General features: G+C 64.7%; 13 protein-coding genes. 1 reads left to right on the top strand and 12 read right to left on the bottom strand.

Annotated elements, in window-relative coordinates; genetic code table 11:
- Positions 1-125: 125 nt before the first annotated feature.
- The 9 genes from QRQ56_RS32320 to QRQ56_RS32360 all read right to left on the bottom strand — a co-directional run bounded on the left by QRQ56_RS32320 (position 126) and on the right by QRQ56_RS32360 (position 9,028).
- Entirely contained in the window at positions 126-1,439 is a 1,314-nt protein-coding gene (locus QRQ56_RS32320) for an ABC transporter substrate-binding protein (protein ID WP_438745442.1), read from the bottom strand.
- 298 nt (positions 1,440-1,737) lie between these two features.
- Positions 1,738-2,688: a sugar-binding transcriptional regulator gene (locus QRQ56_RS32325; protein WP_438745444.1), complete on the bottom strand. Its 951-nt coding sequence runs from the start codon at positions 2,686-2,688 to the stop codon at positions 1,738-1,740.
- Between the two features lie 7 nt (positions 2,689-2,695).
- On the bottom strand, positions 2,696-3,358 hold the full coding sequence (locus tag QRQ56_RS32330) for an HAD family hydrolase (protein WP_438745445.1): 663 nt from the start codon (positions 3,356-3,358) through the stop codon (positions 2,696-2,698).
- Positions 3,359-3,429: 71 nt separating this feature from the next.
- Entirely contained in the window at positions 3,430-5,349 is a 1,920-nt protein-coding gene (locus QRQ56_RS32335) for a nitric oxide reductase activation protein NorD (RefSeq protein WP_438745446.1), read from the bottom strand.
- Positions 5,350-5,359: 10 nt separating this feature from the next.
- Entirely contained in the window at positions 5,360-6,172 is an 813-nt protein-coding gene (locus QRQ56_RS32340; RefSeq protein WP_438745448.1) for a CbbQ/NirQ/NorQ/GpvN family protein, read from the bottom strand.
- Positions 6,173-6,235: 63 nt separating this feature from the next.
- The gene (locus QRQ56_RS32345; RefSeq protein WP_438745449.1) at positions 6,236-7,582 is read right to left on the bottom strand and encodes a cbb3-type cytochrome c oxidase subunit I; all 1,347 of its coding nucleotides are present in this window, start codon (positions 7,580-7,582) and stop codon (positions 6,236-6,238) included.
- 40 nt (positions 7,583-7,622) lie between these two features.
- Positions 7,623-8,075, bottom strand: a complete 453-nt coding sequence (locus QRQ56_RS32350) for a c-type cytochrome (protein ID WP_438745450.1) — start codon at positions 8,073-8,075, stop codon at positions 7,623-7,625.
- Between the two features lie 114 nt (positions 8,076-8,189).
- The gene (locus tag QRQ56_RS32355; RefSeq protein ID WP_438745662.1) at positions 8,190-8,450 is read right to left on the bottom strand and encodes a cytochrome C oxidase subunit IV family protein; all 261 of its coding nucleotides are present in this window, start codon (positions 8,448-8,450) and stop codon (positions 8,190-8,192) included.
- Positions 8,450-9,028, bottom strand: a complete 579-nt coding sequence (locus tag QRQ56_RS32360; protein WP_438745451.1) for a cytochrome c oxidase subunit 3 family protein — start codon at positions 9,026-9,028, stop codon at positions 8,450-8,452. Before QRQ56_RS32360 ends, QRQ56_RS32355 begins: the two co-directional genes overlap by 1 nt.
- A gap of 173 nt (positions 9,029-9,201) precedes the next feature.
- Between QRQ56_RS32360 and QRQ56_RS32365 the strand changes: the two genes are divergently transcribed.
- The gene (locus QRQ56_RS32365; RefSeq protein WP_097659322.1) at positions 9,202-9,369 is read left to right on the top strand and encodes a hypothetical protein; all 168 of its coding nucleotides are present in this window, start codon (positions 9,202-9,204) and stop codon (positions 9,367-9,369) included.
- 206 nt (positions 9,370-9,575) lie between these two features.
- Here the strand turns inward: QRQ56_RS32365 and mmsB are convergent, their stop codons facing one another.
- From mmsB to chvE, 3 genes are all read right to left on the bottom strand, one after another.
- The gene (gene mmsB / locus QRQ56_RS32370; RefSeq protein WP_438745453.1) at positions 9,576-10,766 is read right to left on the bottom strand and encodes a multiple monosaccharide ABC transporter permease; all 1,191 of its coding nucleotides are present in this window, start codon (positions 10,764-10,766) and stop codon (positions 9,576-9,578) included.
- Entirely contained in the window at positions 10,763-12,340 is a 1,578-nt protein-coding gene (gene mmsA / locus QRQ56_RS32375) for a multiple monosaccharide ABC transporter ATP-binding protein (RefSeq protein ID WP_438745455.1), read from the bottom strand. Before mmsA ends, mmsB begins: the two co-directional genes overlap by 4 nt.
- 112 nt (positions 12,341-12,452) lie before the next feature.
- Positions 12,453-13,526 (bottom strand): multiple monosaccharide ABC transporter substrate-binding protein, encoded by a 1,074-nt coding sequence (gene chvE, locus QRQ56_RS32380; protein WP_438745457.1) that lies wholly within the window; start codon positions 13,524-13,526, stop codon positions 12,453-12,455.
- Between the last annotated feature and the right edge of the window lie 2 nt (positions 13,527-13,528).

The following is a 13,528-nucleotide window of genomic DNA, read 5'->3' on the forward strand; positions in this document are numbered from 1 at the left end:
GTTTTCGAGCGAAGTGGAGACCGGTTCGCGGGACGAAAACGCGTCAAAATGAAACCTCGGGAAGAAGGCGGCCATCCATAGCTCTGGATGGCCGCAAGTCGGAGCTCAGGAGGCCGAGCTCGGGTTCACTTGATGTAGCCGGCGCGCTTCATCTCGCGCTCGGTCGCCGATTGCGCCGCAGTGAGCGCGGCATCGACCGTCATCGAGCCCGCAAGTGCTGCGGAGAATTGCTGGCCGACCTGGGTGCCGATGCCCTGGAATTCGGGGATCGCGGCGTATTGCACGCCGACATACGGTACCGGCTTGACGGTCGGCTTGTTCGGATCGGCCGCATCGATCGAGGCCAGCGTCAGCTTCGCGAACGGGGCGACCTTCAGATAGTCCTCATTCTTGTAGAGCGAGGTGCGCGTGCCCGGCGGCACGTTGGCCCAGCCCTCCTTCGAGGCCACGAGCTTGGTGTAGTCCTTGCTGGTGGCCCAGGCGATGAACTTTTCGGCGGCTTCCGTCTTCTTGGAGCCGGCGGGGATCGCAAGGTTCCAGGCCCACAGCCAGTTGGCGTTCTTGCCGAGCCCGGTGTTGGGCGCGAGCGCAAAGCCGACCTTGTCGGCGACCTTGGAATCCTTGGGGTTGGTGACGAAGGACGCGGCGACCGTGGCGTCGATCCACATCGCGCATTTGCCGGCGTTGAACAGCGCAAGGTTCTCGTTGAAGCCGTTGGAGCTTGCGCCGGGAGGACCGGCTTCCTTCATCAGGTTGACGTAGGTGGTGAGCGTCGTCTTCCATTCCGGCGTGTTGAACTGCGGCTGCCACTTCTCGTCGAACCAGCGCGCGCCGTAGGAATTGGCCATAGCCGAGAGGAACGCCATGTTCTCGCCCCAGCCGGCCTTGCCGCGCAGGCAGATGCCGTAGGTGCCCGCGCTCTTGTCGGTGAGCTTCTTGGCAGCGTCGATGACGACGTCCCAGGTCGGCTTCTCCGGCATCTTGAGGCCGGCCTTCTCGAACAGATCGGTGCGGTACATCACCATCGAGCTCTCGCCGTAGAACGGCGCGGCGTAGAGCTTGCCGTCGGCGGAGACCGCGTCCTTGATCTTCGGCAGGAGGTCGGCGACGTCGTAATCGGCGCCGAGATTGGCGAGCGGCACCAGCCAGCCCTTCTTCGCCCAGATCGGCACCTCGTAGGTGCCGATGGTGAGGACGTCGAACTGACCGCCCTTGGTGGCGATGTCGGTGGTGACGCGCTGGCGCAGCACGTTCTCCTCCAAGGTGACCCACTTTACCGAAATATCGGGGTTCTTCTTGGTGAATTCGCTCGTCAGCCCCTGCATGCGGATCATGTCGCCGTTGTTCACGGTGGCGATCGTCAGGGTCGTTTCGGCCATCGCGGGGACGGCCAGCAAAAGTGCAGACGCGCCGCAGACGGCGCCGAGGACATGTTTCACGGTGACCTCCCCTAAACTCGCGTTTTGAGCATATGCCCACGCGTTGGGCGTATGTTCAACGCAAGCACGGAGCCTTGTCAAGCACGCGGGCTGGCGTTTTCGCAACTTATGAGTGCTGCGATGCGGGAGGCGTGGCAGGGCCGTGCCGCCCACACTCCCGGTCATGCCCCGCGAAGGCGGGGCATCCAGTACTCCGTGTCGTCGATTGGTTTGCCCCGAGTCGGGCCGCGGCGTACTGGATCGTCCGCCTTCGCGGACGATGACAGCGGAGTAAGTGGCGAGATCGCTCGTCGCGCCCCTACCGCTCCAGGATCGCCTTTGCCGTGATCTCGTCGGTGATGAGCCCGTTGACGAGACCGCCGTTCAGTGCCGCCGCGATGGCCGGCACCTTGGCCGCGCCGATCGCGGCACCGATCGTCGTGGTCTTCGCCGGCACTTCCGGCGGAATGCTGGTGAGGCGCTTGTTGGTGCCGGCCTTGAGTAGTCGCCCCTTGGAATCATAGGCCCAGCCGGTGATCTCGCCGATAGCACCGAGCCGCATCATCTCGAACAATTCGTCGCGGGTGACGAAGCCGTCGATGTGAATCTGGGCCTTCTGGTCCATCTGGCCGATGCCGACGAGGCGTAAGTCAGCCTTGACCGCCACCGCCTTCACCCTGGCGATCGGCTCGATGCGGACCATCTTGTTGCGTTCGTCCTCGGACGACATCAGGAAGGGAAGCGGCATCGGATAGTGCCGCGCCCCGGTGCGGTCCGCGAGCCGTCCGACGGTGTCGTAGAAGCTTGCCGAACCGTCGGCGGAGATGGTGCCGACCAGCGAGACGATCTGGTGATTGGGCCGGTCGATCGGCGTGACGCGCTCGACGGCGGCGCGCACCGCCCGGCCGGTGCCGAGCGCGACGATCACGGGCGTCTCCGAGCGCAGCGTTGCGTCGAGCAGATTGGCACAGCGTTCGGCGATGCCCGAGGTCGACTGCGGCGCCGCCGGATCGGCCGGCACCACCTCGCAATGGACGAGGTCGAAACGCTCCCTCAGGCGGGCCGCAAGCTCCATGCAGGCCGCGATGGGATGCTCGAGCCGGAAGGTGATGAGGCGCTCCGCAAGGCACAACGAGACCAGCCGCTGCGCCGAGGCGCGCGAGACCTGCAGCATCTTCGCGATCTCGTCCTGGGTGTGACCGGCGATGAAATAGAGCCAGCCGGCGCGCGCGGCATCGTCGAGTCGCGACTTGTCGTTCTCGGCGACCATGCGGGCCTCACGCCTCCCAGAAATCGCTCATGCGTGCGAACACCCGGTCCGCCCCCGCGCGCGACAATATAGCCGCTCCGTCGCGTCCGCGGTAATGGCTGCCGCCGACAAATCCCCAGACAGTCATGCCCGCCGCCTTGCCCGCCCTGACGCCGCTGACGCTGTCCTCGATCACCACTGTGCGCGCAGGCGAGGCCCGCATCTTTTCGGCCGCGTAAAGGAAGAGATCCGGCGCCGGCTTGCCATGCCGGACCATCTGCGCGGTGTAGATCCGCTCGCCGAAATGCGTCCGCAGGCCGGTGACGTCGAGGGAGAGCGCGACGCGGTCGAGGTCGCTGGACGAGGCGACGCAAGACGGCACGGACAGGCCAGCCATCACGCCGGCAATGCCGGGGATCGGCTGAAGCGAAGCTGCGAATGTCGTCAGCACCTGCGACTTCAGGCGCGGCAAAAAGCCCTCCGGCACGATCTGCCCGAGCTCGCGATAATGCTGCTCGATCGCCTTGGTGCTGCGCCCGAGAAACAGCTCGAGCGCCTGCTCCAGGCTGAGCGCGATGCCAAACTCGGCCAGCACCGCGGACAGGCACCCGCAGCTCAGCAGCTCGCTGTCGACAAGCACGCCGTCGCAATCGAAGATGATTAGTTCGGGTTTTGGCCGGCCCTGCTCCATCCGGCCATTCGATCATATACCCAATTGGTGGGCAATAGCTCAGCCTGAACGAAGTTACCCGCAGTTCCCCGTCAGTGCGCCACCTGCCGGTAGATCGCCGGCAGCGCGGCGGGCAGCCGCTTGATGTTGCCGACGATCGCGTAGCCGCCGCGGCCGAACAGGGTGGGAAAGTAGGATTGCGCGGTGGCGTCCACCGTCACGCCGAAGGCCGCGATGCCGAGCCGGCGCGCCTCCTGCACCGATTTGCGAGTGTCCTCGACCGCGAAGCGGCCCTCATAATGGTCGACGTCGTTCGGCTTGCCGTCGGTGAGGACGATCAGCAGCTTCTTGCGCTGCGGCTGGCGGGCAAGCTCCGCCGCGGCGTGGCGCACGGCCGTGCCGATCCGCGTGTAATAGCCGGGCTTCAGCGCGCCGATGCGGCGCTCCACCGTCGCGCTCATCGGCTCGCCGAAGGCCTTGACCGTTTCGAGCCGCACCCAGGAGCGCCGGCGCGAAGTGAAGGTCAGGATGCTGTGGTGGTCACCGCAGGCCGAAAGCCCGTGGGCGAGCACCAGCAGCGCCTCCTTCTCGACGTCGAGCACGCGGTAGCCGTCGACCCAGGCGTCCGTCGACAGCGAAACGTCGACGAGAAGCGTGACGGCGAGATCGTGCCCCTGCGGGCGCATGGCGACATGGATGCGATCGAGACCGCTGCCGCCGCTGCCGGCGCGGAGGTCGCACTGTGCGCGCACCAGCGCGTCGAGGTCGAGGTCGTGTCCGTCGGCCTGGGCGCGCATCAATTCGTGGCGCGGCCGCAGCACCTCGAAGCGGCGGCGTACCTGGCGGATGTGCCGGCGCGTGGCCTCGTCGGGTACCCAGCTTTCACCCTGCTCGGACGCGCCCGCCGCGAGCACGCGGCAATGATCCGGCAGATAGGAGCCACTGCGGTAGTCCCATTCGGGATAGGTGAGGTCCGCATTCAGCTTCGAGGCATCGAGCGCTTCCGGCGGCAAATCGAGATCGAACTTGAAGCGGCTCGCCGGCTTGCCGGTACGGCGGCTGAGCGTGATCTCCTCGAGATCGTCGGCGGCCTTCTGGGCATCCTCGTCCTCGCTGTCGTCGGCAGGCCGATCGACATTGACCATCTCGGCCATCGCGAGGATCTTCTCGAAGCGATTGAGCACGAACGGATCGCGGCGGTTGGCATTGTCCTCGCGCTCGCGGACGGCAAAGCGCTTGCGATCGTTTTCGGCCGCGGCTTCCGCGCCCGGCGCGCACTCGTCCTCGCCGGAATGGGCGGGCGAGAGCTCGCGCGTCCAGCAATCCCCCCAGAGTGGGCACGGCAGGATCGAATGATAACCCGGCGGTGCCTTGTCGGGCAGCGGGCCCGTTCCCATCATCGCCGGCCACAGCTTGCCCGCGGGCGCCTTGCCGGCTCCAAGGAGGGCCAGCACGATCTGCTCGACCTCCTGCTCGATCCGCGGCAAGGGCCGACGGGGCCTCGCCTCGGCAGTGGCCGCGGCGAGCTGCGCGTAATCGGCGACGAGGCCGGGAAATTGCGTGAGCACCCAGACCGCCGTCTCGCTCGCGCGGCGCAGCACGAGAAGATCCCGCCGCAGCGGATCGGGGTCCGTGATCGTTTCGATCGGTGCGGCCGCAAACCATGCCGCGAGCCAGCGATAGAGCGCCGCGTTCAACGCGCGGTCGGGAAAGATCGAGATGCGATCGGGAAGGAAAATGGTCGCGGCGTCGCGGCCCGGCTGCTCCAATCGCTCGTCGCCAAGACCGATGCGCTGCCGCCAGCCGAGGCGGTGACCGGATTTTCGGGCGCTTGCGCTTGCAATCTGCACCCCGGTCTCGCCGCCGAGCGCGCGGAACATCACCGCGAGCCGGCCCCTCATTTCTGTCAGCGCGACGGCGTGATCGTCGTGGACCGGATAGCTCGCGGTGCCGCCAACCATCCTGTGCCAGGCACGGCCGACCGTCTCCTCCAGTTCGAGGAAGTCGAGCATGAGAGAGCCCTCACCCGATGACGGCGCGCGCGACGTCCAGCAGCGCCGCCTTCACGTCGGCGTCGTCGGTGAGCGGCTCGATCATGCCCGCCAGCACCGCATCGGCGACCGACGTGCCCGCGGCGATCAGGGTCGCGCAATAGACCACGAGCCGGGTCGAGACACCCTCTTCCAGATCGTGGCCCTTGAGCGCGCGCAGCCGCCCAGCCAGCCCCACCAGCGGCCGCACGCGCTCCGGCGACAGCCCGCTTTCGGCGGACACGACGCCGATCTCCTGCTCTGGCGGCAGGAAATCGAATTCGATGGCGACGAAGCGCTGGCGCGTCGAGGGCTTCAGCGCCTTCAGCAGCGTCTGGTAGCCGGGATTGTAGGACACGACGAGCATGAAGCTGTTTGGCGCCACCAGTTCCTCGCCGGTACGTTCCAGCGGCAGGATGCGGCGATCGTCGGTCAGAGGATGCAGCACGACGGTGACATCCTTGCGCGCCTCCACGACCTCGTCGAGATAGCAGATGCCACCCTCGCGCACGGCGCGGGTCAAAGGACCATCGGTCCATACGGTGTCGCCGCCCCTGAGCAGATAGCGGCCGGTGAGATCGGCGGCGGTCAGGTCGTCATGACAGGCGACGGTGTGAAGCGGCAGTCCCAGCCGCGCCGCCATATGCGCAACGAAGCGCGTCTTGCCGCAGCCGGTCGGTCCCTTGAGCAGCACCGGTAGACGCCGCCGCCAGGCATGCTCGAAAAGCTCGCATTCATTGCCGGATGGAACATAGGCCGGCAACTCCGGCGTCGAGGTGACCGTGTGAAGGGCAGCAGCTTTCATGATGTTTCTCCGGACTTTCCAGGAAGCGGGCGGCCGCGGCGATCCGCGGCCGCCCTTTCTCGTTTACTCAGCCGGCTGCAGCGCAGCGGGAATGCTCGCCTGCTTCTCGCGGCCCGGCACCAGGACGGCCCAGACGAACATCAGCGCAGAGATCGCAACGAACACGCCGGAGCCGAGACGGACCCAGTAGAACATCGCAAGCTGATCCTGCACGTCCATGTAGCTCTGGCCGAGCACGCGCTGCAGGTGGACCTGAACCACGCCGGCGAAGGTCAGCGCGAAGGTCATCACCATCATGGCCGTGCACATGATCCAGAAGCTGGTCATGGAGAGCCACTGGTTATAGGGCGCACGTCCCTTGAGCTGCGGGATCGCATAGGCCATGACCGACAGGTTCAGCATCACATAGGCGCCGAAGAAGGCGAGATGGCCGTGCGCGGCGGTGACCTGGGTGCCGTGGGTGTAGTAGTTCACCGAGGACAGCGTGTGCAGGAAGCCCCACACGCCGGCGCCGAGGAACGCCATCACCGAGCAGCCCACCGACCACAACAGCGCGGCGCGGTTCGGATGCTTGCGGCCGGCCTTCCAGGTCATCTGCACCGTGAAGATCACCATGGTGAAGAACGGAGCGACCTCGAGCGTGGAGAACAGCGAGCCGATCCACTGCCAGTAGCCGGGCGCGCCGATCCAGTAGTAGTGGTGGCCGGTGCCGAGAATGCCCGAGAACAGGGCGAGGCCGATGATGACGTAAAGCCACTTCTCGACGACCTCACGATCGATGCCGTTGAGCTTGATCATGAGATAGGCGAGCACGGAGGCCATGATCAGCTCCCAGACGCCCTCGACCCAGAGATGGACGACGAACCACCAGTACATCTTGTCGACGGCGAGGTTCGCCGGGTTGTAGAAGGCGAACAGGAAGAAGATCGCGACGCCCCACAGCCCGAACAACAGGATGTTGGTGATCGTGGTCTTGCGGCCCTTCAGCGCCGTCATGGTGACGTTGAACAGGAACATCAGGCAGACGACGACGATGCCCACCTTGATGATGAAGGGCTGTTCGAGGAACTCGCGGCCCTCGTGATAGTGGAAGAGGTAGCCGACCACGGCGGCACCGGCCGCACCGAAGAACATCCAGAACTGGATCTTCGCCAGCAGCGGGCTGAAGATCTCGTTCTCGGTCTCTTCCGGGAGCAGGTAGTAGGTCGCGCCCATGAAGCCGATCAGCGACCATACGATCAGCGCGTTGGTGTGGATCATCCTGACGATGTTGAACGGCAGGATGACCGACAGGGTATTTGGCAGGACGTAGATGGTTCCGGCGAGCAGGCCAAACAGGACCTGGGCCAGGAACAAGGTCAGCGCGCCGTAGAAATACAGCATCGCGACTTTCTGGGTTTGATATTTCATCTCGAATTCTCTCTGTCTTGAGAAGAAGAAAGCAGCGTGCTCAGCCGGCCTTGTTCGGCGGCCAGCTCTGGCGCTTGATCGTGCTGGTCCATTGCAGGAAGTCGGCGAGGTCGTTGAGTTCCTGATCGGTCAGGTTGAACTGCGGCATCTGCCGGCGGCCCTCCGCGCCCGAAGGCTGCGACTGCATCCAGGCCTTCAGCGTCTCGCGTGCAGCAGCCGGATCCTCATTGCCGCCCCAGCGATCCCAGACGTTGCCGACCTCGGGAGCGAAGTAGGCGCCTTCGCCCAGCAGCGTGTGGCAGTTGATGCAGGAGTTCTTCTCCCAGACATGCTTGCCGCGAGCGACCGACGACGTCAGCGTCGTGGCATCCGTGGACGTCGTGGCCATGTAGTAATGGCTGTGCGCCGTCAGCCCTATGAAGATGGCGAAGAAAAAGGCCGAACCGCCGTAGAACACATTTCGAGCGGCCGACTTGGTCAGGCGTTCAGCCATTGCCAATCCTTTCCGGTTTGAGTCGAGAAAATCTGTGATGCGATTTATTGCCGATCGGCGGGGGTCACTCTTTGACGAAGCGCAAGGATGGCGACGATGCGCGGGACGCGCCGGTCAGATCAGGGCGACGATGGCAGATGCAAGCCAGGCGAACAGCACCACGATGACAACCCAGGCGCTGACGACGCCTCGCCAGAGCGCCGGCGCCGAGCGAAGATCGAGGAAATCGAGCACGATACGGCGGCCCTTGAGGGCGGCGAAGGTCAGCAGCAAGGCATTGGCCAACAGGGGGCGCGACACCAGCGTCGGAACCAGGAGGGTCGCCAGCGCAAGGCCGATCAGGGTGAGCCAGGTGATGTCGAGACGATCAAAAATCACGGGTGCACCAGATAGATGATGGGAAACATGACGATCCAGAGCAGATCGACCATGTGCCAGAAAGCGGTCCCGGTCTCGACGCCCGGCGCCCGGGCACCCCGGGAAACTACGGCCAGGATGACGATGCCGAGGCCGACATGCAGCAGATGGAAGCCGGTGAGGAGGAAGTAGAGCGTGAAGAACGGACTGGTCTCGAGGCCGTTGCCTTGCGCGATTTCGCCGGCATATTCGGTCAGCTTGACCGCGATGAAGACGCCGCCGAGAGCCATCGCGCCGAACAGCCAGCCGCGCGCCCGTCCCCGTTCGCCCGCCCGCGCCGCAGCCGTCGCCCGCGCGGCGGCCCAGCCACTGGTGACGAGCACGATGGTGTTGATTCCCGCCAGATGCGCATCGAGCGTCGCTTGACCGGCGGCGAAGACCGCCGGGTGAAGCGCGCGAGCGATCACGAAGGCGCCGAGGAACAGGCCGAAGGCGGCGAGTTCGCTGAAGATGAGCACCCAGATCATGGGATCGCCGGGAAGATCTTCCAGGATTCCCCAGCCGGTGTCTTGTTGCTCGCAATCCGTCGCCGACATCTGATTTCCAAATCAAGTCGCCGAACAAATATGCCACCGGCCCGATTGCGACTTTGTCGCCGGACAAATAGTGCAACCGGCCTCAGGCGCGTTTGCGCTATCGCAACGTCCCGGCCGCCCCGCCGTCATAGGGTGAATGTATCAGGCGGTTCCGCACAACAGTGAGCGATGAGATGAGCGATGCACAAATCGGGCTGCTGACCGCGACCCCCATCATCATCGTGTTCGCCATCGCGCTCCGGCGCATGGGGGTGCTGTCGACCGTGGCGACCGTATCGGCGGTGACCCTCTCCGTCGCGATCGCGACGGTGCTGTTCACGACGCAGGCACCGCTGCAGTAGGGTGGCCAAAGCGAAGCGTGCCCACCACCTCTTTCGATCGGACAATAAGTCGTGGGCACGGCGCAATGCGCCTTTGCCCACCCTACGACAGCGCCCGCAGTCAGGGTTCGGAGCGTAGCCCGCATGGAGCGCAGCGGAATGCGGGACAGTCTCACTGAGCGGATAGAACCCGGAATACGCTCCGCTCCATCCGGGCTACGAAAGCCCTACCGCCGCTGGTTATACACGTCGATGCACACCGCCCCCAGCAGCACCAGGCCCTTGATGACCTGCTGATAGTCGATGCCGATGCCGAGGATGGACATGCCGTTGTTCATCACGCCCATGATCATGGCGCCGACCACGGCTCCGCCGACACGCCCCACCCCGCCATAGGCCGAAGCACCGCCGATGAAGCAGGCCGCGATGACGTCGAGCTCGAAGCCGAGGCCGGCCTTCGGGGTCGCGGTATTGAGGCGCGCGGCGAAGACGAGACCCGCCAACGCGGCCAGCACCCCCATGTTGACGAAGGTGAGGAAGGTCAGCCGCTCGGTCTTGATGCCCGACAGCTTTGCCGCCTTGGCATTGCCGCCCACCGCATAGACCTGCCGGCCGATCACGGTGCGGCGGGTGACGAAGCCATAGAGCGCGATCAGCGCGGTCATGATCACCAGCACGTTCGGCAGGCCGCGATGCGAGGCGATCAGATAAGTGAAATAGAGCACGGCACAGGCCAAAAGAACGCTCTTGCCCAGGAAGAACGCGTAAGGCTCGACCTCGATGCCGTGCGATTGCTCGCGCGACCGTCCCTTGGCGCCGGCATAGACGAGGCCGAGCGCGAGCACGGCGCCGATCAGCATGGAGGTCGGGTGCAGCGTGCCGGCCTCGGGCAGCACCTCCGGAATGAAGCCGGAGGACAGCTTCTGGAAGGTCGCCGGGAACGGGCCGAGTGACTGGCCCTGCAGCACCGCGAGCGCGAGGCCCTTGAACACCAGCATGCCCGCCAGCGTCACGATGAAGGAGGGAATCCCGAAGAAAGCCACCCAATAGCCCTGCGCCGCGCCGATCGCCGCACCCAGCAGCAGGCAGGCGATGAAGGCGAGCGTGTAGTCGACCTTGTAGGTCACCATCAGCACCGCAGCCACCGCGCCGACGAAGCCTGCGACCGAGCCGACCGAGAGGTCGATATGACCGGTGACGATCACCAGCAGCATGCCGAGCGCCATGATGACGATGTAGCTGTTCTGCAGCACGAGGTTGGTCAGGTTGAGCGGCTGCAGCAGCGTGCCGCCGGTCATGACCTGGAAGAACAGCATGATCGCGATCAGCGACATCAGCATGCCGTAGTTGCGCAAATTGTTCTTGATGAAGCTGCCGTGCCGGCGCTCCTCGGGCAGCGATACCGTCTTGTCGGTCATGGCTGCGATCCTCCCATTTCCACGGTCGCTGGCGCGGCGTTCCCAATGTTTCGTTCGTTGCGCATGATGGCGCGCATGATCTTTTCCTGCGTCGCCTCGGCAGCCTTGAATTCCCCGACAAAGGCACCGTCATTCATGACGCAAATGCGGTCGCAGATGCCGAGCAGCTCGGGCATCTCCGAGGAGATCACCACGACGCCGCGGCCGGCTTCCGCCAGCTCGTTGATGATACAGTAAATCTCGTATTTGGCACCGACGTCGATGCCCCGCGTCGGCTCATCCAGGATCAGGACCTTGGGGTCGGTCATCAGCCATTTCGACAGCACCACCTTCTGCTGGTTCCCGCCGGAGAGCTGGCCGGTCTCCTGGTAGACGTCGGAGCAGCGGATGCGCATCCGGGTGCGATAGTCGCTGGCGACTTTCAGCTCGGCGATGTCGTCGATCACGCGCTTGGGCGCGACCTGGTCGAGGCTGGCGAGCGTGATGTTCTTGCGGACGTCGTCGGCCAGGATCAGCCCGAGCTGCTTGCGGTCCTCGGTGACATAGGCAAGGCCGGCGTCGATGGCCGACGCGACGTTCGGCAGTACCATGTCCCGGCCTTCGAGCCGGAGGGTGCCGCTGATCGCAGTGCCCCAGGAGCGGCCGAACAGGCTCATGGCGAATTCGGTGCGCCCGGCGCCCATCAACCCGGCAATGCCGACGACCTCGCCGCGCTTGACGCTGAAGCCGACATTCTTGATCACCTGCCGCTCGGGATGGATCGGATGGTAGACCGACCAGTTCTCGACGGTGAGCACGGGGTCACCGATGCCAGCGTTACGCTCCGGGAAGCGGTGAGCCATATCGCGGTTGACCATGCTGCGGATGATGCGGTCTTCCTGGATCGGCTCGGCATGGCAATCGATGCTGTCGACGGTGCGGCCGTCGCGCAGCACGGTGATGTGGTCGGCAACCTTGGCGACCTCGTTGAGCTTGTGCGAGATCAGGATCGAGCCGATGCCCTGCTCGCGGAAGGCCATCAGGCGTTCGAGCAGCGCGGCGCTGTCGGCCTCGTTGAGGCTTGCGGTCGGCTCGTCCAGGATCAACATGCGCACCCGCTTGGAGAGCGCCTTTGCGATCTCGACGAGCTGCTGCTTGCCGACACCGAGATCGGTGATCAGGGTATCCGGGGATTCCTTCAAGCCGACCTGGGCCAGCAGCTCCCGCGTGCGCCGGTACACCTCGTCGCGGTCGATCACGCCCAACCTTGAAGGCGGATGCGACAGAAAAATGTTCTCCGCGATCGACATCAGCGGGATCAGCGCCAGTTCCTGGTGGATGATGATGATGCCGAGCATCTCGGAATCGTTGATGTCGCGGAAGCGCCGCTCCTCGCCGTCGAAGACGATGGTGCCCTCGTAGCTGCCCGCGGGGTAGACGCCGCTGAGCACCTTCATCAACGTCGACTTGCCCGCGCCGTTCTCGCCGACGAGCGCGTGGATCTGCCCGGCCTGAACCGAGAAATTGACGTCGCGCAGCGCCTGCACACCGGCAAAGCTCTTGCTGACGTTGCGCATCTCCAGCATGGCGGTCATGGCATCATGTCCTCAAATCGCCGTCGTTCCGGGGCGATGCGAAGCATCGAACCCGGAATCCCGAGGTTCCGGGTTCGCCCTTCGGGCGCCCCGGAACGACGAAGCACTAGTTCTACTGGAACTGCGCCTTCTTGTAGTAGCCGCTCTCGACCAGGACCTTCTCCCAATTGTCCTTGTAGACCACGACCGGCTTGAGCAGATAGGACGGCACGGTCTTGACGCCGTTCTCGTAGGTCTTGGTGTCGTTGACCGCGACCTGCTTGCCGCCGAGCGCGGCGTCGACCATGTCGGCAGTCACCTTGGCGAGATCGCGGGTGTCCTTGAAGATGGTCGAATACTGGTCTCCGCGCAGCATCGCCTTGATCGAGGGAACCTCGGCGTCCTGTCCCGAAATGATCGGCATCGGCTGATCGGCGCTGCCATAGCCGACGCCCTTCAGCGAGGAGATGATGCCGATCGAGATGCCGTCATAGGGCGACAGCACGGCGTTGATCTTCTTGTTGCCGTAATAGGCGCTGAGCAGATTGTCCATGCGGGCCTGCGCGGTGGCACCATCCCAGCGCAGCGTCGCGACCTTGTCCATGCCCATCTGGCCCGAGGCGACCACAAGCTTGCCGCTATCGATGTAGGGCTTCAGCACGCTCATCGCGCCGTTGTAAAAGAAGTAGGCGTTGTTGTCGTCGGGCGAACCGCCGAACAGCTCGATGTTGAACGGGCCCTTGCCGTCCTTCAGCCCGAGCCCCTGCTCGATCGATTGCGCCTGCAGGACGCCGACCTGGAAATTGTCGAAGGTGGCGTAATAGTCGACGTTGGGCGTGCCGCGGATCAGGCGGTCATAGGCGATCACGGTGATGCCCTTGGCCTTCGCCTGCTTGAGCACGTCGGACAGCGTGGTGCCGTCGATCGCGGCGATCACCAGGGCTTTCGCGCCCTTGGTCACCATGTTCTCGACTTGCGAGAGCTGGTTCGGAATGTCGTCTTCGGCATATTGCAGGTCGGTGTTGTAGCCGCGCTCCTTCAGCACCTTGACCATGTTGTTGCCGTCGTCGATCCAGCGCGCCGACGATTTGGTCGGCATCGCGATGCCGACGGTCGCCTTGTCCTGGGCGGACGCGGTGAGGCCCGTGGCCATGGTCGCGGCACCGGCCAAAGCCAGCGCCAGGAATGTCGTCTTCAGTTTCAGCATGT

Source organism: Bradyrhizobium sp. U531 (genome assembly GCF_051710265.1).
Classification (GTDB): Bacteria; Pseudomonadota; Alphaproteobacteria; order Rhizobiales; family Xanthobacteraceae; genus Bradyrhizobium.

Bases quoted from the DNA above. Each gene is read 5' to 3' on its own strand.
- QRQ56_RS32325 (WP_438745444.1), bottom strand. From the start codon at position 2,688: ATGGTCGCCGAGAACGACAAGTCGCGACTCGACGATGCCGCGCGCGCC.
- QRQ56_RS32330 (WP_438745445.1), bottom strand. From the start codon at position 3,358: ATGGAGCAGGGCCGGCCAAAACCCGAACTAATCATCTTCGATTGCGAC.
- QRQ56_RS32335 (WP_438745446.1), bottom strand. From the start codon at position 5,349: ATGCTCGACTTCCTCGAACTGGAGGAGACGGTCGGCCGTGCCTGGCAC.
- QRQ56_RS32340 (WP_438745448.1), bottom strand. From the start codon at position 6,172: ATGAAAGCTGCTGCCCTTCACACGGTCACCTCGACGCCGGAGTTGCCG.
- QRQ56_RS32345 (WP_438745449.1), bottom strand. From the start codon at position 7,582: ATGAAATATCAAACCCAGAAAGTCGCGATGCTGTATTTCTACGGCGCG.
- QRQ56_RS32350 (WP_438745450.1), bottom strand. From the start codon at position 8,075: ATGGCTGAACGCCTGACCAAGTCGGCCGCTCGAAATGTGTTCTACGGC.
- QRQ56_RS32360 (WP_438745451.1), bottom strand. From the start codon at position 9,028: ATGTCGGCGACGGATTGCGAGCAACAAGACACCGGCTGGGGAATCCTG.
- QRQ56_RS32365 (WP_097659322.1), top strand. From the start codon at position 9,202: ATGAGCGATGCACAAATCGGGCTGCTGACCGCGACCCCCATCATCATC.
- mmsB (WP_438745453.1), bottom strand. From the start codon at position 10,766: ATGACCGACAAGACGGTATCGCTGCCCGAGGAGCGCCGGCACGGCAGC.
- mmsA (WP_438745455.1), bottom strand. From the start codon at position 12,340: ATGACCGCCATGCTGGAGATGCGCAACGTCAGCAAGAGCTTTGCCGGT.
- chvE (WP_438745457.1), bottom strand. From the start codon at position 13,526: ATGCTGAAACTGAAGACGACATTCCTGGCGCTGGCTTTGGCCGGTGCC.